This is a genomic window from Brevibacillus sp. YAE8, assembly GCF_057543335.1.
On sequence record NZ_BAAIYG010000012.1, the window covers coordinates 90,556 to 108,258 of the forward strand.

Annotated in this window: 15 protein-coding genes and 1 pseudogene; 15 read left to right on the top strand and 1 reads right to left on the bottom strand. The window is 55.5% G+C overall.

Features of this window, described 5'->3' with window-relative positions; genetic code table 11:
• Positions 1–108: 108 nt before the first annotated feature.
• A pseudogene (locus AC27IT_RS15825) lies at positions 109–1,287 on the top strand (peptide ABC transporter substrate-binding protein); the annotation flags it as partial.
• Positions 1,288–1,322: 35 nt separating this feature from the next.
• Here the strand turns inward: AC27IT_RS15825 and AC27IT_RS15830 are convergent.
• Positions 1,323–1,916: a TetR/AcrR family transcriptional regulator gene (locus AC27IT_RS15830; protein WP_005831599.1), complete on the bottom strand. Its 594-nt coding sequence runs from the start codon at positions 1,914–1,916 to the stop codon at positions 1,323–1,325.
• A gap of 198 nt (positions 1,917–2,114) precedes the next feature.
• Between AC27IT_RS15830 and AC27IT_RS15835 the strand changes: the two genes are divergently transcribed.
• From AC27IT_RS15835 to AC27IT_RS15900, 14 genes are all read left to right on the top strand, one after another.
• Positions 2,115–2,588 (top strand): N-acetyltransferase, encoded by a 474-nt coding sequence (locus AC27IT_RS15835; RefSeq protein WP_005831597.1) that lies wholly within the window; start codon positions 2,115–2,117, stop codon positions 2,586–2,588.
• Between the two features lie 119 nt (positions 2,589–2,707).
• Complete coding sequence (locus tag AC27IT_RS15840; protein WP_005831595.1) at positions 2,708–4,780, top strand: methyl-accepting chemotaxis protein; 2,073 nt, start codon at positions 2,708–2,710, stop codon at positions 4,778–4,780.
• A 136-nt stretch (positions 4,781–4,916) separates the two neighbouring features.
• Positions 4,917–5,648 carry a GTP pyrophosphokinase gene (locus AC27IT_RS15845; RefSeq protein ID WP_005831593.1) on the top strand — a complete coding sequence of 244 codons (732 nt, stop codon included), beginning with the start codon at positions 4,917–4,919 and terminating at the stop codon, positions 5,646–5,648.
• On the top strand, positions 5,635–7,071 hold the full coding sequence (gene pepV, locus AC27IT_RS15850; RefSeq protein ID WP_238502084.1) for a dipeptidase PepV: 1,437 nt from the start codon (positions 5,635–5,637) through the stop codon (positions 7,069–7,071). Before AC27IT_RS15845 ends, pepV begins: the two co-directional genes overlap by 14 nt.
• A gap of 237 nt (positions 7,072–7,308) precedes the next feature.
• Positions 7,309–7,911, top strand: coding sequence for a TetR/AcrR family transcriptional regulator (locus AC27IT_RS15855; protein WP_122953298.1), 603 nt, complete (start codon positions 7,309–7,311; stop codon positions 7,909–7,911).
• A gap of 65 nt (positions 7,912–7,976) precedes the next feature.
• The gene (locus AC27IT_RS15860) at positions 7,977–8,447 is read left to right on the top strand and encodes an MFS transporter (protein ID WP_005831587.1); all 471 of its coding nucleotides are present in this window, start codon (positions 7,977–7,979) and stop codon (positions 8,445–8,447) included.
• Positions 8,405–9,280 carry an MFS transporter gene (locus tag AC27IT_RS15865; RefSeq protein WP_283858071.1) on the top strand — a complete coding sequence of 292 codons (876 nt, stop codon included), beginning with the start codon at positions 8,405–8,407 and terminating at the stop codon, positions 9,278–9,280. Before AC27IT_RS15860 ends, AC27IT_RS15865 begins: the two co-directional genes overlap by 43 nt.
• Positions 9,281–9,559: 279 nt before the next feature.
• Complete coding sequence (locus tag AC27IT_RS15870) at positions 9,560–11,038, top strand: DEAD/DEAH box helicase (RefSeq protein ID WP_007776751.1); 1,479 nt, start codon at positions 9,560–9,562, stop codon at positions 11,036–11,038.
• A gap of 248 nt (positions 11,039–11,286) precedes the next feature.
• On the top strand, positions 11,287–12,219 hold the full coding sequence (locus AC27IT_RS15875; protein WP_283858070.1) for an ABC transporter permease: 933 nt from the start codon (positions 11,287–11,289) through the stop codon (positions 12,217–12,219).
• Positions 12,220–12,223: 4 nt separating this feature from the next.
• Entirely contained in the window at positions 12,224–13,174 is a 951-nt protein-coding gene (locus tag AC27IT_RS15880) for an ABC transporter permease (RefSeq protein ID WP_221842561.1), read from the top strand.
• A gap of 14 nt (positions 13,175–13,188) precedes the next feature.
• The gene (locus tag AC27IT_RS15885; protein ID WP_005831577.1) at positions 13,189–14,211 is read left to right on the top strand and encodes an ABC transporter ATP-binding protein; all 1,023 of its coding nucleotides are present in this window, start codon (positions 13,189–13,191) and stop codon (positions 14,209–14,211) included.
• Positions 14,204–15,157 carry an ABC transporter ATP-binding protein gene (locus AC27IT_RS15890; protein WP_025847409.1) on the top strand — a complete coding sequence of 318 codons (954 nt, stop codon included), beginning with the start codon at positions 14,204–14,206 and terminating at the stop codon, positions 15,155–15,157. The genes AC27IT_RS15885 and AC27IT_RS15890 overlap by 8 nt, the downstream gene beginning before the upstream one ends.
• Positions 15,158–15,187: 30 nt before the next feature.
• The gene (locus AC27IT_RS15895; protein WP_005831573.1) at positions 15,188–16,831 is read left to right on the top strand and encodes a peptide ABC transporter substrate-binding protein; all 1,644 of its coding nucleotides are present in this window, start codon (positions 15,188–15,190) and stop codon (positions 16,829–16,831) included.
• A 211-nt stretch (positions 16,832–17,042) separates the two neighbouring features.
• Positions 17,043–17,291: a hypothetical protein gene (locus tag AC27IT_RS15900; RefSeq protein ID WP_235694774.1), complete on the top strand. Its 249-nt coding sequence runs from the start codon at positions 17,043–17,045 to the stop codon at positions 17,289–17,291.
• Positions 17,292–17,703: the final 412 nt, after the last annotated feature.

The window sequence follows — 17,703 nt, forward strand, 5'->3', positions numbered from 1 at the left end:
TTCATCATAGGGAAATGTCTTTGCTCCCGCAACAAAAACCTCCACTTCTCCAAATGTTGAAAATTGTCGCTTCCAGAAAGTGTGAATATGATGGTGTTCTGTAAGAACTTCAGCGGCAAAGCGAAGCCGGAGGAGATCGGCGTGAAGGCGACGGATGACAAGACGCTGGTTGTCCAATTGGAAAATCCGACTCCCTTTTTCCTGGAGTTGACGGCTTTCTACAGCTATTTCCCGGTCAACGCGAAGGTCGCGGCCGCGCACCCCGACTGGGCCAAGGATGCGGGGCCGAACTACACCTCGAACGGGCCGTTCAAGCTCGCTGCCTGGGAGCATAAAAACAAGCTCGTGCTGGAAAAAAACGAGCATTACTGGGATGCGGACACAGTCAAGCTGACGAAAATCGAAATGAACATCATCAACGATGCCAACACGGAGCTGTCGATGCTGGAAAACGGCGATCTGGACTGGGCGGGCGCCCCGACCGGAAACTTGCCGCTCGACGCGATGCAGACGCTGAAAGAAAAGGGCCTGCTGGAAATTACCCCGAAAGCCGGAACGTACTGGTACGAATTTAACACAGAGCAAAAACCGTTCAATAATAAGCAAATTCGCCAAGCGTTCGCGTATGCGATCAGCCGCCAGGACATCGTGGACAACGTGACACAGGGCGGAGAGCTGGTGGCGACGGCGGTCGTGCCGCCGACCATGTTTGCGGAGAACGGACAAGGCTTGTTCAAGGACAACGATGTGGAAAAAGCGAAGCAGCTTCTGGCAGAAGGCATGAAGGAAGAAGGCTATGCCAGCGTCGACAAGCTGCCGCCGGTCACGCTTTCCTGCAATACAGAGGAAGCGCAGGCGAAGATCGCGCAAGCCGTGCAGGACATGTGGCAAAAAAATCTCGGGGTACAGGTGAAGCTGGAAAACCAGGAGTGGAACGTGTACTACGAAAACGTGAAAAACGGCAAGTTCCAGGTAGCGCGCATGGGCTGGACGGGCGACTTCAACGACCCGATCAACTTCCTGGAAATTTTCCGCACGAAAGAAGGCAACAACCATACGAGATGGGAGAGCAAGGCATACGCCGACCTGCTCGCCCAGTCCTCCAAGGAAAAGGACGCCGCCAAGCGCAAGGCGATCTTGCAAGAGGCTGAAAAGCTGTTGGTCGACGAAATGCCGGTGATCCCGTTCTACTTCAAATCGACGGTGTACGCCAAAAATCCGCGCCTGAAGGACGTCGTCATTTCCGGCCTGGGCCATGCCCAATACAAATGGGCGTACTTTGAATAGGCGGGAAAACAAACTCGAAGGGCTGGTCGCTTGGATTAATCCACGACCAGCCCTTCGAATACGATCGAAACCTTCTCTTCCATAATCTCTTCCAACGCCCATGCGCCTTCGCTGCGCACCCAGTCGTACAGAGCGTTGTAGTAAATGTTTTCCAGCATGTTCGCCGCTACGAGCGGATTGAACTTGGTCTTGAGCTGCTGTTTTTCCTGCGCTTCCTCGATCAGATCGGCGAACAGTTGCCGCAGCTCGAAGTACATGTTCTTTTCGTTTTCCAGCACTTTGCGATGCTTCATTGACGATTCCACGACGACCTTGATGAAGTCGAAGTTCGTGATCGTCACCTCGTTCATGATCTTGTAAATTCGCAAGACCTTGGACTTGCAATCGTCCCCGTAATCCCATTCCTGGCGGCGCTCTTCGATTTCATGAAGCCGCTCGTATCCCCAGTTCGCGAGGATCGCTTCCTTTGACGTGAAATGCAGAAAAATGGTGCCGCGCGCGACGTCTGCTTCTTCCGAGATCATGTCGATGGTCGTGGCTTCAAAGCCGTGCAGCTTGAACAGCTTGATCGCGGCATTGAATATTTTTTCGCGAGTTTCCCGCTTTTTTCGCTCCCGTCTCGTCGTCAAAAAGGTAGTACCTCCTCTGCTTCGTTTGCTTGATTATAACATAACAGTTACTTACAAAAGAATTTTCCGTGCATTTCCCGTGAAAAAGGGCAAAAAAAGGGATAGACTTCTCGGGACGTCGAATGTATATTTATATACTATAATGAATAAATATTTAATCATACCGAGCCGTAAGAGCATGGGGTGGAGGAGTGTAAAATGAGCGTTGTAAAAGCGCTGACAGTACGTCAGGCAATGATGAAGGACGTCGATGCCATGTTGGAGATCATTAATGAATATGCACAACAGGGATTGATGTTGCCGCGTACGAAACTTTCTGTCTGTGAAAATTTGCAGTCATTTATCGTCGCTCATGATGGAGATACAGTGGTGGGAGTTGCCGGACTGCATATTTTGTGGGAGGATTTGGCCGAAATTCGCTCGCTGGCGATTGCGGAAAAAGCAAAGGGCATGGGCGTGGGCAAGCATCTCGTTCTCCATCTGGTAGAGCAGTGCCGCAACCTGGGAATCAAGCGGGTGCTTGCGTTGACTTATCAAAAAGCTTTTTTTGAAAAATGCGGATTCTGGATCGTCGCGAAGGAAACGTTGCCGCAAAAGGTGTGGAAAGACTGCATCAACTGTTCCAAACTGCCGATGTGCGACGAGATCGCGATGATTTTTGAGACAGCCTGATATTTTGATACATTTGGTATAGCCTTCCTTTTTTCATTTCTGGTACTATATTCGTAACAATAATAAAAATATAGAGAATATTGAATCAGAAATGAACGTTCAAAATTGGGGGGCTTTCCATGAAGCTGGGCGCGCGCGTACTGATTGTGCTCTTAGTCGCGAGTATTGTACCGTTAACGGCGGCAGGTGTGTTTGCTTATCAGGAGACTAAACAGGAATTGCTGGACGGCAGTGCGGCCAAGCTGGAGGCATTGCGGCTCAGCAACAAGGAGCAGGTGGAGAATTACTTTCGCGAGCGCACCAGAAACGTCGATACGCTGGCCGCCTCGGGAACAGTGATCTCTGCCCTTTCTGTCTTTCAGGAACTGTGGCAGGAGGGAAGGGAATCCGCTGCCTACAAAGAGGCAGAGATGACCTACGCCAAGGAACTGAAGATGGAGGCCGCGCGCTACGGCTTTTCCAACGCCTACTTGCTCAATGAAACAGGCGAAATCGTCTACGAGACGAAGCCGCAGTCTGACTTCGGCACCAATTTGCTGACGGGGCCGCACGCCAACTCTGTGCTGGGGCAAACCGTCCAGCAGGTCGTGAAGGGCCAGAGTGCGGAAGTGTCTGACCTCGGCAGGTACGAGCCGTCAGGAAATGTGCCGGGTGTGTACATTGCGGCTCCGATTTATGAAAAAGGCTTCATGATGGGGCAACTCGCCGTCGAAGTGCCGCTCGATTACATTTCCCGCCTGCTGAATCAGCGCGAGGGGCTGGGCGAGACGGGAAAAATATATCTCGTCGGGCCGGACAAGCTGATGCGTTCGCAACTGGGCAGCGGCCAGGAGACGATTTTGCAGCAAGCAGTCGACACGCCGATCATCGAGCGAGTTTTCCAGGCCGAAGGGTTTGCAGGGACAGAGCAGAGCGTCGATTTTCGCGGGCAGCCTGTGCTCGTCTCGTTTGACCAGATAAAAGTCGCGAAGCATACGTGGGCGATCCTGGCCGAGATCGACATGACGGAAATTTTGGCCGGGCCCAACCGGATTCAAACCGCGATGATCGTCTTTAACGGCGTCGTCCTGCTTCTGATCGTTGCGATCTCGCTCTACACCGCGGGGTGGCTGCGGCGCTCCTTTAGCGGGATGCTGCACGTGGCGGAACGGATCGGACATGGCGACTTCACCACCGCCGTTCCCGACAAGCTGCTGAAGCGCAAGGACGAGCTGGGCGAGCTGGCCCGCTCGCTGTCCACGATGCAAAAGCAACTGCACGGCATTCTCGTGCAGGTCGGGCAAGCCGCCGCTTCCGTGGCGCATGCGGTGCGGGAAATTCACGGCAACACGAATGAAATCGCCGCGTCCAGCCAGCAAATTGTCCAGGTCGTCGATCAGGTGGCGGCGTCGAGCGAAAGCCAGATGGAAAAAATGGGCCAGACGCTCAATCTGGCGGTAGATCTGACGAACGATGTCGCTGGCGTCACCGAAAATGTGCGGCAGGTCAGCCTGTCCTCAACCGAGATGAAGCAGCACGCAGAGGAAGGCAGGGAGGCCGTGACGGCGGTCATAATCAGCATGGAGGAAATCAATCGCTCCGTAGCGGCTGCCACTGAGGTGATTCACGTGCTGGAGCAGCGGTCGCAAGATATTTCGCGGATTATTTCCGTCATTACCGAGATTGCCAGACAGACCAATCTGCTCGCGCTGAATGCGGCGATCGAGGCGGCGCGCGCCGGGGAGCATGGAAAAGGCTTCGCGGTCGTGGCCGGGGAGGTGCGCAAGCTGTCAGAAGGCACGAATGAAGCGGCGCAGCAAATTGTGCGGATGATTAACGACGTGCAAAACGACACGATGATCGTCGTAGCGAAAATGGCAGAGGGGGCCGAGACGACCGCTCACGGGATGAAAACGGCCCGCCAATCGGGGGAAATGTTCCAGCGGATCGAGCAAAATATTTTGCGCGTCTCGGCCGAGATCAACCGGGTCAGCGAAGCTTTTGCACGGATGGCGCCAGATGCCCAGCAGGTCGTCGTCGTGGCCAAGGAAGTTTCGGCAGCGTCTGTTCAGGCGACGGCTGGCGTGCAGAGCATTTCCGCAGCGGTAGAAGAGCAGAGCGCAGCCATGGAGCTGATCGCCCAATCCGCCGATCAACTGGCGAAGCTGGCTGACGAGTTGCGCGGGTCGCTCGCCGCCTTTGTGCTCAAGTAAGCGGGTCAGACATAGCGAGTGGGAGGGGCCGGGAAATGTTCGTTTTCCCGGCTCTTTTTGCATTTTGGAAGGATATCTCACACAAAATGTTGAATGATAAGGACGATGGAGAGTTTCGGGCCGGAGGGACGTAAGCGTGCACAAACTAGATTGGGAACTTTATTTGCTGCCGTTCGAGCAAGCTGTAGAAGAGATCAAAGTCAAAATCAAAAATATCCGCAACGAGCTGCGCAAGCGCAAGGAGCATTCTCCCATTGAGTTTGCCGTCGGACGGGTGAAATCAATACCGAGCATCTACAACAAGGCGAACCGCCTGCAATTTCCGATTGATGAAAATATATGCTGGGAGATCAGAGACATCGCGGGTGTTCGCGTCATCTGCCAGTTTATTGACGATATACCCGCCGTAGTGGAGATGATCCGCAAGCGCGGCGACATGCGCGTCTATTTGGAAAAAGACTACGTTTCCACGCCAAAAGAGAGCGGCTACCGCGGCTATCACCTGGCTGTCGAATACCCGATCATGATGGCGGGCGGCCAGGTGACGATTCCGGTGGAAATCCAGATTCGTACACTCGGCATGAACTTTTGGGCGACGATTGAACACTCGCTGAATTACAAATACGAAGGAATCATTCCGTCGAACATTCGCCAGCGCCTGTTCGAAGCCGCCAAGGCATCGTACAAGCTGGACAGCGAAATGAACAACATCCGCGACGAGATCAAGGAAGCACAGGCCGAGTTCACGAAAAAAGAAGTGCCGATGGAATCGCTGCTTTCCCTGGTAGAGCTGGATTTGGACGTCGACGCAGGACTGATGGACGGCAGCCATAACGAAAGGAACGAAAACGAAGATGACGACCATTAATTGGCTAGAGGAAACAAACAAGCTCAAGGACGAGCTGATTGCCACCACCCAGGAGTTTTTGCGGATCAAAAGCGTGCTCGATCCGGCTACCGCTCGCGAGGGAGCGCCGTTTGGCGAAGGCATCCGCGCCGCGCTGGACTTTGCCTTGAACGTCTGCGAAAAGGCCGGGATGACGACAAAAGATGTGCGCGGCTATGCCGCTCATGCCGAGTTCGGGCAAGGAGAAGAGCTGGTCGGCATTTTGAGCCACGTCGACGTCGTGCCGGAGGGAGACGGCTGGAGCACGCCGCCGTACGCGGCCGAGATCGTGGACGGCAAGCTGGTGGCGCGCGGAGCGATTGACGACAAAGGGCCGACGATGGCGGCGATTTTTGCAGCCAAAGTGGTCATGAACCTGGGACTGCCGCTCTCCAAGCGCGTGCGCTTTATTTTCGGAACGGACGAAGAGTCGAGCTGGCAATGCGTCAAGACGTACTTTGAAACCGAGGAAATGCCGACGATGGGCTTTACGCCTGACGCCGATTTTCCGCTGATTTATGCGGAAAAAGGTCTGACCGACCTGACCTTGCGCCAGACGTACGCCGCGTTCCAACAGCTCGGCAAGCCTGTAGCGGAGCAGGCGGAAGCCAAGCTTGTGTCATTGCAGGCGGGCTTGCGGATGAACATGGTGCCGGACAAAGCGGTGGCGATACTCGCGCCGCTTTCCGTGGACAGCCAGACGATTATCGACCGCTACCGCAAGCACCTGGAGCAGACAGGCTTGAAAGGGCTGGCGGAAGAAAAGGACGGTTCGGTCGTCTTGCACATGGAGGGCGTCTCCGTACACGGAATGGACCCGAAAAAAGGCGTCAACGCGGGCACGGAGCTGATTCACTTCCTGCGGACGCTCGCTCTCGACGCGCGCGCAGCCGTGTACGCAGAGGCTGCAGACCGCTACCTGCACAAGCAGCACGGCGGGGAAGCGCTCGGAATCGCGCATGACGACGAGGAGATGGGCGCGCTTACGCTGAACACGGGCGTACTGGAATACGCAGCGGAAGGGGACGCGCTGTTCCGCCTGAACATTCGCTACCCGCACTCCATTTCGTTTGCAAAATGGTCGGCGATCCTCGCTGAGCGCTTTGGCGAGGCCGCGTTCGAACTGGAAGTCGTGGAGCATCTGACGCCGCATCGCGTCGATCCGAACCATCCGCTGGTGACTACGCTGCAACGGGTGTACACCGAGCAGACAGGCGAAGAGGCAGGCATCATCGCCATCGGCGGCGCCACCTACGGCCGTTCGCTGGATGTGGGCGTGGCGTTCGGGCCGCTGTTCCCGGGGCGTCCGGACAGTGCCCATCAGCGGGACGAGTACATTTTGGTCGACGATCTCGTCAAGGCGACCGCGATTTACGCGCAGGCGATTTACGAGTTGGCCAAATAAACAGCACAGGTAGGCAGAGGATGCGGCGTAAGGCTTGTGTCCTCTGCTTTTTTTGTGCGGATCGGAATGGACAAGGTTCTGCTCAGTATGACGGTAGCGAAGGCTTCGCCAATGGCTTGGCGCAGCCTGTTTTTCTCATTTTGCAAAACAAAACGCTTTACAATTTGTGGGAGCAGACGCTATAATCCGAATAACGATTGATCGGTTAATCATTCATGGAAAAAGGAGCTTTGCTGCATGCCGCTTTCTGATGCACAGGTGCAAAAAATGAAGCAAAAGCGGGAAACGATTCTGGAACAAGCGATCCAGATGTTTGCCGAGCACGGCTACAATGACACGACGATCGCCAAAGTCGCAAAGGCGTCCGGTGTCAGCTTTGGCAGCGTGTTTACGTATTTTGAAAACAAAGACCAGCTTTTTTACGCGGCGGTCGTGGAGCCGCTGCGAGTGTATGCAAAAGAGCTGCTCGACTTTGACTCGAATGCGGAGGACACTGTCGCGGAGCTGCGAAAGATGGTGACGGCGCACATCAAAATCTTTTCCAGCTTCGAGACGTATTTGCGGCTCGTCGTGCAAGTCATCGGCTACCATAACCGCTTTGCCGAGCCGTTTGCGGAGCTGGATGCGTTTCACAACACGTTTCGGGGAAAAATCGGCGAGCTGGTGAAAAAGGGCCAGGAGCAGGGCCAACTGCAAGTCCGGGACGCCAATTACGCGGCGACTGCCTACACCAGCTTGCTGATCGGTTTGCGGGTCAATCTCACCGATTCGCCGGACAGCCAGATGTGGGAAAAGTTCGTGCCGTTTGCGATGCAGCTTTTTGGACCGAAAGGCGAGTAAAGCTGCGTTCTTTTTGTTCAAAAAACGATTGATTAATCAATCATAAATGTAAAGGGGAGCTTTCCGTGAAAATTTTGGCGTTTGATCGAACGATCCAAATCCGGATGGTCTTGCAGTTTTTGACGAATCTGGCGGTCATGTCTGTTACGCCGTACTTGATTATCTTTTTTTCCGGCCAACTGGGAACGGTCGTAACCGGACTGATGTTCGTCGCAGTCATGACAGCGAGCATCATCGGCTCGTTTGTCGGCGGGTACGTGGCGGACAGGATCGGGCGAAAAAAGGTGATTGTCGTCTGCGAAGCGCTCATTATGGTTGGCTTCAGCGCAGTCGCGCTCGTGAACTCGCCGTGGCTCCAGCTTCCGTATGCGACGTTTGCCCTGTTTGTGCTCATTCAGCTTTGTACGGGTGCGGCAGGGCCGGTTTATCAGGCGCTTATTATCGACGTCAGCGAGCCTGCGAGCCGGCGAGCCGGCGCTCGATTTTTACCGCGATGTACTGGATCAATAACTTGGCCGGGGCTGCTGGCGGCATGATCGGAGCCTTTTTGTTCAAGGAGCATCATTTTTGGCTATTCGTCGGTGTGGCGGGCAGCACGGCCATCGCGTTGGCGATCACGATGTTGTTCATCCAGGAAACGTACATCCCGGCAACGCACGGAGGCAAAGCGCAAGCGGCAGCCCCGTCAGGCAAAAAGCAACGGTTCGGCCAGATGCTCGGGGCGTACCGAAGCGTTTTCCGGCAAAAGTGGTTTATGCGCTTCGCCCTCGCCAGCCTGCTCATTTTGTCCATCGAGGAACAATTGACGAATGTCATCGGCATTCGCCTGGTGGCGGAAATACCAAAGCCGGTTCCGCTCCTGCCGTTTCTGTCGCTGCAAGTAGACGGCCTGAACATTCTCGGAATGCTGCGGTCGGAAAACACTTTGCTTGTTGTTTGCCTGACCGGGCTTGTCGCCAGCGTGATGAAAAAATACAGCGATCGCTTTGCCCTGCTGTGGGGCCTGGCGCTTTTTTTCGCGGGCTATCTCGTCATCAGCTACAGCGCTTCTCCGGGCCTGCTGCTCTTCGCGATGCTTGTCGCAACGGTCGGGGAGCTGGTGCACATGCCAGCCAAGCAGACGATGCTCGCGAACATGGTGCCAGATCACGCCCGCAGCACGTACATGGCCGTGTACTCGCTGCTCAACATCGTCGGAATCGGCAGCGCCGGCGTGTTTATTTTCGCAAGCTCCTGGGTGCCGTTCGCGTTCTTCCCAGTCGCATTTGCCTGCATGGGCGCGGTCAGCCTTTACCTGTTTGCGGGGGTTACGAAGCAACTCGCGAAGGAAACGGGTTCTCCGGCGGCTCCGATTCAGACCGGAGCTTAGAGCGAGCTGGTGGCGGTCAGGAAAGGGCCGCCGCCCGCTTTTTCCCCGGATGGCTCACCGTGTCAGTTGCCTGATCCCGGGAAAAATAGAAACAGGATCAAACGGTTTGGTTGTATTTTTGATTCGACTCCTTTAGTATAGGTAGGATAGGATTTCGCAAGGGCTGCAACCTGACCGGGTTGATACCGCAAGTGACGGTGCCCGATTTTTTCCACCCGCTGTCCATGCAGGCCAGGGTGCGCGAAAACGGAAGACCGCGTGTGAAAGGAAGTGGATATGATGGCAAAATCGTTTGCGTCTTTTGGCTTTCGACCGGAGCTGATGCAAGGGATTCAAGACCTGTACTATAAAGAACCTACCCCGATCCAGGAGGAAGCGATTCCGCTGATTCTGGAAGGGAAAGACGTGATTGGACAAGCGCAGACCGGAACGGGGAAAACAGCGGCGTTCATGCTGCCGATCCTGAACCGTCTGGATGCGGGCAAACGCGACATTCAAGCGCTGATTCTCACCCCGACGCGCGAGCTGTCCATTCAGATCGCCAAAGAAGTGGAAAAGCTGGGCAAGCACCTCGATGTGAACGTGCTGTCTCTGCACGGCGGAACGGATATCGACAGACAGTTGAGCAAGCTGAAATCGACTGTACACATCGTCGTGGGAACACCGGGACGCGTGCTGGATCACATGAAGCGCGGCTCGCTGCACTTCGGGCGGATTTCCACGCTCGTGCTGGACGAGGCGGACAAGATGATGGAGATGGGCTTTTTGGAGGACGTGGAGCAAGTGATCGTCCATACGCCTTCCCAGCGTCAAGTGCTGCTGTTTTCTGCGACCATGCCGGATTTGGTAAAGCGGCTGGCGCATCGCTTCATGAAGCAGCCGCCGCACATCAAGATCGAGGGCAAGCAAAAGACTGTGGAGAAAATCGAGCAGTTTTACTACGTAGTCAACCAAAGCGACAAGACGGATGCGCTCGTGGACGTATTGGAGCAGGAGCAGCCGTTTTTGACCATCGTTTTCGCCAATACGCAAGTGCGCGTGCAGCAGCTCACGGCTCGCCTGCAGGAAAACGGACTTACGGCGCAAGCGCTGTACGGGGACTTGTCGCAGAGCAAGCGCGAGCAACTGATGCGACAGTTCCGCGAAATGCGCTTCCAGTACCTGGTGGCGACGGATATCGCGGCGCGCGGGCTGGACGTCGAGGGCGTCACGCACGTCATCAACTACGATTTGCCGAATGACGTGGAGAGCTACATTCACCGCGTGGGCCGGACAGGGCGCGCCGGACAGAGCGGAAAAGCGATCTCGCTCATTTCCCCGCGCCAGAAAAACTTGATGGGCCGCTTCGCCAAAGCGACGAAGGCGTCGATTGAAGAGCGGATTCTGGAGCCTGGCCGCCACCTGGATGCAGGCCGTCGCCAGCGCGCCCAGGAGCGCGAGGCGCACTTCATCGAGCTGCGCGCCCAACAGGCAAAAGAGCAGCAAAAAGAAAAAGACAAAGAGTTCGCTCCTGTTCGCGAAGCATTGAAGAAAAAAGCCAAGGTGAAGCCGGGCTACAAAAAGAAGCTGGCGCGCGAGCTGGATGAGCTTCAGGCGCGATACGAGAAAAACCGCAAAAAGGCGGAAGCGATCGCGGCCCGCAAAGCAGGCAAAACCGTGAAGCCCGCCGACGCCAAAAAAGCGGGCAGAGGCGGAGCAAGCCGCTCTGCCAAAGGGGCAAGACCGTTCCGCCAAGATTCGGGCAAGTCGCGCGGATAATCAACAGAAGAGAAAACGAAAAAGAGGTCCAGATTCGCTTCGTGCGGTCTGGACCTTTTTGCGTTTAGGGGAAGGTGGGTGTTATGAGAATTATTTGAATCATAAAGGAAAGTGAAGAAAAATTAATTCTGATAAAACATATCGGAATTATATTGATTATATATTTCTCATCCAGTAGACTCAAACCTAAGTTTGGGATAAATCATAGTATTCTCATCTGATTAGTATGTAACAAGGAGGAAGCGATGATGGGGAAATACTTGCTCAAGCGGTCGCTGTCGATGGTGATTACGCTCTGGCTCATCGCCACGTTGACGTTCGTCATCATGCATTTGATCCCGGGCGATCCGTTTGCGACAGAGGCCCGCATGCTGCCGGAAGAGGTGGTGCAAAACATGCGGGAGCGGTACCACCTCGATAAACCGTTGATGGAGCAGTATGTCCGGTATATGAACGGCCTGATCCACCTCGACCTGGGGCCTTCGATCCAGCAAAAGTCGCAGGATGTGACGACGCTGATCCAACAGGGCTTTCCCGCCTCGGCCGTGCTCGGCTTGCAGTCGCTGGTTATGGCTTTGGTCGGAGGCATTGCGCTCGGAGTGGTCGCCGCCCTGTTTCACAACCGTTTGCCGGACTACGCCGCGATGTTTTTTGCGATTCTCGGCATTTCGGTTCCGAGTTTCATTTTGGCTCCTTTGCTCATCAAGTATTTTGCCGTGAAGTGGGAGCTGCTCCCGGTCGCTTCCTGGGACGGCTGGGAGTATTCGCTGCTTCCGTCCGTGGCGCTGGCGATCGGGCCGCTGGCGATTATTGCCCGCTTCGTCCGCACCAGCATGATCGAGGTGTTCGACCAGGACTACATGAGCACGGCGGAGGCGAAGGGGCTGTCCACTTTTCACATCGTGGTCCGGCACGGCATCCGCAACGCGATTTTGCCGGTGATTACGTTTATCGGCCCGCTCTTTGCCAACCTGATTACGGGCACGTTTGTGATCGAAAAAATTTTCGCCATACCGGGCATCGGCAAATATTTCGTGGAGAGCATCTTCAATCGGGACTATCCGGTCATTCTCGGCACTTCCGTATTTTACAGTGCCGTCCTCATTTTGACACTGTTTTTCACCGACATTTTATACCGATTCGTCGATCCGCGAATCAAGTTAGCCAACGGGGGGGAATGAGGCGATGGCAGAAGTGTCACAAGTGCGTGACGAGCTGTTCCGGCCGCTTGATCGCAGCCGCTTCGACCAGCACAGCGCGATGCGGACGAGTGCGAGCTACGGATGGGAGAGCGTGCGGAAAATGTTTCGCAACAAGCTGGCGGTATTCGGCTTTTGCTTGCTGGGAGCGATCGTCTTCCTGTCGGCTTTTGGCCCGAGCATGGTCCCATATTCAGCCAGCGAGCAATCTCTCGTCTCGGGAAATTTGCCGCTGTCGTCGGAGCACTGGTTTGGAACGGACGATCTGGGCCGCGACATGTGGGTGCGCACCTGGGAAGGCGGACGCATCTCCTTGTTTATCGGAGTGGTCGCTGCGCTGATTGACCTCGTGCTGGGCGTGGTGGTCGGCGGGCTGGCGGGCTATATGGCCGGGCGCGGCAAGTGGGGCGACCGCATCGACAATGTGCTGATGAGGCTGGTGGAGATTTTGTACGGGATTCCGTACTTGCTCGTCGTGATTTTGTTGATGGTCATTATGGAGCCGGGGCTGACCACGATCATTACGGCTTTGTCGATTACCGGCTGGGTAGGAATGGCTAGGCTCGTGCGCGGGCAAATTTTGCAGGTAAAAGGCCAGGAGTACGTGCTCGCGGCCGAAAAGCTGGGGACACCGCACGCGAAAATCATTTGGCGGCACTTGCTTCCGAACGTGGCGGGAATCATCATCGTCAACCTGACTTTTACCATCCCCCAGGCGATCTTTGCCGAGTCGTTTCTGAGCTTTCTCGGGCTGGGCGTACAGGCTCCGACGGCGAGCTGGGGCACGATGGCGAACGATGCGCTGGCCGTCATTTTGAGCGGGCAATGGTGGAGGCTGTTTTTCCCGGGCGTGATGATCTCGCTTGTCATGTTTGCCTTTAACGCGATCGGAGACGGCTTGCAGGACGCTTTCCATCCGCGAAGCAGCAAAGCTTGAAGGAGGAATGACAAATGACCAATGTGCTGGAAGTGGAAGATTTGCACGTCTCCTTCCGGGCTTATGGCGGGGAAGTCCAGGCGGTGCGCGGCGTGAGCTTTTCCGTGCGGCCAGGGGAGACGCTGGCGATCGTCGGCGAGAGCGGCTGCGGAAAAAGCGTGACGGCCCGGGCGATCATGGGCATGGTGAAAGCGCCGCGGGGCCGCGTGAAAAAGGGGAGCGTCCGCTTGCACGGCAGAGAGCTTTCCTGTCTCGGAAAAAAAGAGTGGCAGCAAATTCGCGGCGCGCAGATCGGGATGATTTTTCAAGACCCGATGACGTCGCTCAATCCGACGATGAAGCTCGGGACGCAAATCGCCGAGGTGCTCGTCAAACATCAGAAGCTGTCCGCCAAAAAAGCGCGGGAAAAGGCGATTGAGCTGTTGGCGGCAGTCGGCATACCAGAGCCGGAAAGAAGGTGCGACCAGTATCCGCACGAATGCAGCGGCGGGATGAGGCAGCGGATCGTCATCGCCATTGCGCTCGCCTGCGACCCGCAGTTGATTATCGCCGACGAGCCGACGACGGCGCTCGATGTGACGATTCAGGCGCAAATTCTTGCGCTGCTCCACGATTTGCAGCGGACAAAAGGGACGTCGATCATCATGATTACCCACGATTTGGGCGTCGTGGCGGAGGTGGCCGATCAGATGGCGGTGATGTACGCAGGCGTCATCGTCGAGCAAGGTCCGGTGGCAGAAGTTTTCGACAACCCGCAGCATCCGTACACGCGCGGACTGCTGCAATCCGTTCCCCGTCTGGATCAGCCGAGCGAGGAGCGGCTCATCCCGATTCAGGGCGCTCCGCCGGATTTGTTTGCGCCGCCCGCAGGCTGCCCGTTTGCCGCGAGGTGCGACTACGCCATGGAGGTGTGCGCGGAACACATGCCGCAGAGCACGGCCTTTTCCTTGCAGCATCAGGCGAAATGCTGGCTGCACGATTCGCGCGCGCGGCGTGTGGAGGAACTGGTGAGTGCAGGGAGGGAGCGGCATGTCTGACATTTTGCTAGAAGTAAAAGAGTTGCGCAAATATTACCCGATCGGCAACGGCAAACAGGTCAAATCGGTCGATGACATCTCCTTTTCAATCCGCAAAGGGGAGACGCTCGGACTGGTCGGCGAGAGCGGCAGCGGCAAATCGACGCTCGGCAGAACGATTGTCGGGCTGTATCCTCCGACGAGCGGCTCGGTCGTTTTTGATGGAACCGATCTGGCCGAGGCAAAAGGCGGGAAAAGGCGCGAGATCAATCGGCGGATGCAGCTCATTTTCCAAGACCCGCAATCTTCGCTCAACCCGCGCATGAGAGTAGGGGACATTATCGCGGAAGGAATCGAGGCGCACGGCTTGGCAAAAGGGCGCGAGAAAACAGAGCAGGTGCGGCAGCTTTTGGAAAAAGTCGGTCTGCACCCCGATCATGCACGGCGTTATCCGCATGAATTTAGCGGCGGACAGCGGCAGCGGATCGGGATTGCCCGGGCGTTGGCGGTACAGCCAAGCTTTATCGTGGCCGATGAGCCGATTTCGGCGCTGGACGTGTCGATTCAGGCGCAGGTGGTCAATCTGCTGGCTGACTTGCAGCAGGAAAGCCAGTTGACGTATTTGTTCATCGCGCACGATCTGGCTATGGTCAAATACATCAGCGACCGCATCGGCGTCATGTACCTCGGCCGGATGATGGAGCTGGCCGACAGCGACGCGCTGTTTGCCAGTCCGCTGCATCCGTACACGCAGGTGCTGCTGTCGACCATGCCCGTGTCCCACCCGAAGCACCGCGCCGCTCGCGAGCGAATTGTCATCGGCGAGCCGCCGAGCCCGATCCATCCGCCGCCAGGCTGCCCGTTCCAGACGAGATGCCCGAAAGCGATGAGCATTTGCAGGCAAATGGCCCCGGCCTGGAAGGAGGTGGAAGCCAAGCACTGGGTAGCCTGCTTTTTATACGAATAAATCGGGGAGAAACATACGGAGGAAAGAGACATGAAGAAAAAACTGATTACGGCTGCTGCCCTGCTGCTGCTGGTTGTTCCGGGATTGGCTGCGTGCAGCAAGGATACGCCGGCAGCTTCGGATACGAATCAAGGACAGGCTGCTTCTGCAGCCGCCATCAAGCAAGAGGTGACGGCGAACCTGAAGGGCGAGCCGTACACGCTCGATCCGGCATTCGCCTCGGACTCGACTTCGTACTGGGTCATCGACCACCTGTACGAAGGGCTGTACCGCTATGACCAAAACGGCGAGCTGGTCGAGGGCGCAGCGGAAAAAATCGAGATTTCCCCGGACGGGAAGACGTACACTTATCACATCCGCAAAGGGCTGAAATGGTCTAACGGCGATGCGTTGACCGCCAAAGACTTCGAATTTGCCTGGAAGCGGGTGCTGGACCCGAAAACGGCCGCCTATGAACCGTCTGCCCTGTACTACATCGAGGGAGCGGAGGAGTACAACACAGGCAAAGGCCCGCTGGAAAACGTGAAAATCGCCACGCCAGACGACTACACGCTCGTCGTCGGGCTGAAAAACCCGACCAGCTTCTTCCCGAAAGTCGCGATCGGCCGTCCGTACTTGCCTGTGAATCCGAAAGTGGTGCAGGCGGACAAAAACTGGGCAGCGGAAGCGAAAAGCATCGTGACGAACGGCGCTTACAAAGTCAGCGGCTGGGAGCACAACAACGAGCTGACGCTGACCAAAAACGACCAGTACTGGGACAAAGACGCCGTGACGATGGAAACGGTTCATTTCAAAATGGTCAACGACGCCACTACCTCCTACCAGATGTACAAGACAGGCAAGCTCGACCTGATCGACTCGTTGCCGACCGATGTTATCGAGCAGGAAAAAGGCAAGGAAGAGTACAAGACAACGGCTGACTTCGGCGTGTACACCTACACGTTCAACACAGAGGCAGAGCCGTTCAACAACGCGAAAATCCGGCGAGCTTTTGCGCTGGCGATCGACCGGGAAGCGATCACGCAAAACATTACGAAGGGCGATCAAAAAGCGGCCTACGGCTACGTCGCCTACGGCGTGACCACACCGTCCGGCAAAGACTTCCGCGACGAGGCGGCACCGTACTACAGCTACGATCCGGCCGCAGCGAAAAAGCTGCTGGAAGAAGGCATGCAGGAACAAGGCTGGTCGACGCTGCCTGCCGTCACCTTGAAGTACAGCACAGGCGAGTCGCATAAAAAAGTAGCGGAAGCGCTGCAAGAGATGTTCCGCAAAAACTTGGGCGTAGAAATCAAGTTGGAGCATCAGGAGTGGAAAACGTACATCGACACGTACAAGCAAATGAACTTCCAGATCGCGCGCATGGGCTGGACCGGAGCGTACCTGGACCCGCTGGCCGTCCTGGAGCTGTACACGAGCAAGTCGTCGAGCAACTTCACCAAGTGGGAAAATGCGAAGTTCGACGAGCTGATCGAGCAAGCGCGGGTGGAGCAAGATCAGGAAAAACGGACCAAGCTCTTGCATGAAGCGGAGGATGTGTTGATGGCGGAAATGCCGATTATTCCGGTCTACTTTTACACACAAAACTACTTGAACAACAAAAAGATCGAAGGCATTCGCTACAGCGTGACGACAGAGCCGGACTTCCGCTGGGCGAAAAAGGTGGCGGAATAAGCGCGCCCGCCGCGCCTGCAAGACAAGATTGATTAAAGGAGCCTCCTGCTTGCTTGCGGGAGGCTCCTTGCTGTCTGGGCGATTTTGCGGCGAAAAACGACGATGTTGTGAAATAGTGTTTTCCTCCTGGAAAAATGCGGGTAATATATAGGTAGATAGAACCCTATGCGAGAACGTTGCATGAGAGTACAGGGTGTGAGGAGAACGAATGATGATGGATACGTGTTTCAAATGCGGAAGCAAAATGAAGCCGAATGAATACACTTGCCACGTCTGCGGCGAAAACGAAATGGAAGACTACCGGATGATTCGCAACTACGTGCGAAGCTACCCGAATTCGAATGCGATGCAAATTGCCAATGCGACAGGTATCTCCGTGTCCAAAATATTGCGCTACATCAAAAACGGCTCCTTGACCGTGGTCGACAACCAATCCCGCAGAGGACGGCGTTTTGAATGACGAGGAAATGGACGAACAGCCCGCAAGCTGCAACATGCGCCAAGCATGTGAGCGTGCGGCTTTGTTGCGATTGAAAAAGTGGAGCTTCATCTAAAATTGTAAGAACATGCTATAAGTAGTGAGCAGCTTAAAATATGTCACCGTGTTTGACCTAAATGTGCCCCCGAAAATGGGCTGTTTTTATTTTACAGATTTTCCGAACGAGAAAGCCCGCTACGGTGCGATAGCACCCCCTTTAGGGGCGGGATGAGAGTGAGGTCAAATACGGAGTACCACGAATAAACTGAAGGTTTGTGGTACTTCAAGTATTTGAAAATTCCACTCTTTTTTGTTGTTCATCTGTTGTAGTATATAAAACAAACTGATACGATAGGTGTATGAACGAATACAGAAGAACAAGCACAACCCTTTC

Coding starts and splice junctions, on each gene's coding strand:
- AC27IT_RS15835 (WP_005831597.1), top strand. CDS start 2,115: ATGAGCGTTGTAAAAGCGCTGACAGTACGTCAGGCAATGATGAAGGAC.
- AC27IT_RS15885 (WP_005831577.1), top strand. CDS start 13,189: ATGACCAATGTGCTGGAAGTGGAAGATTTGCACGTCTCCTTCCGGGCT.
- AC27IT_RS15855 (WP_122953298.1), top strand. CDS start 7,309: ATGCCGCTTTCTGATGCACAGGTGCAAAAAATGAAGCAAAAGCGGGAA.
- AC27IT_RS15880 (WP_221842561.1), top strand. CDS start 12,224: ATGGCAGAAGTGTCACAAGTGCGTGACGAGCTGTTCCGGCCGCTTGAT.
- pepV (WP_238502084.1), top strand. CDS start 5,635: ATGACGACCATTAATTGGCTAGAGGAAACAAACAAGCTCAAGGACGAG.
- AC27IT_RS15900 (WP_235694774.1), top strand. CDS start 17,043: ATGATGGATACGTGTTTCAAATGCGGAAGCAAAATGAAGCCGAATGAA.
- AC27IT_RS15890 (WP_025847409.1), top strand. CDS start 14,204: ATGTCTGACATTTTGCTAGAAGTAAAAGAGTTGCGCAAATATTACCCG.
- AC27IT_RS15870 (WP_007776751.1), top strand. CDS start 9,560: ATGGCAAAATCGTTTGCGTCTTTTGGCTTTCGACCGGAGCTGATGCAA.
- AC27IT_RS15895 (WP_005831573.1), top strand. CDS start 15,188: ATGAAGAAAAAACTGATTACGGCTGCTGCCCTGCTGCTGCTGGTTGTT.
- AC27IT_RS15875 (WP_283858070.1), top strand. CDS start 11,287: ATGGGGAAATACTTGCTCAAGCGGTCGCTGTCGATGGTGATTACGCTC.
- AC27IT_RS15840 (WP_005831595.1), top strand. CDS start 2,708: ATGAAGCTGGGCGCGCGCGTACTGATTGTGCTCTTAGTCGCGAGTATT.
- AC27IT_RS15865 (WP_283858071.1), top strand. CDS start 8,405: ATGTACTGGATCAATAACTTGGCCGGGGCTGCTGGCGGCATGATCGGA.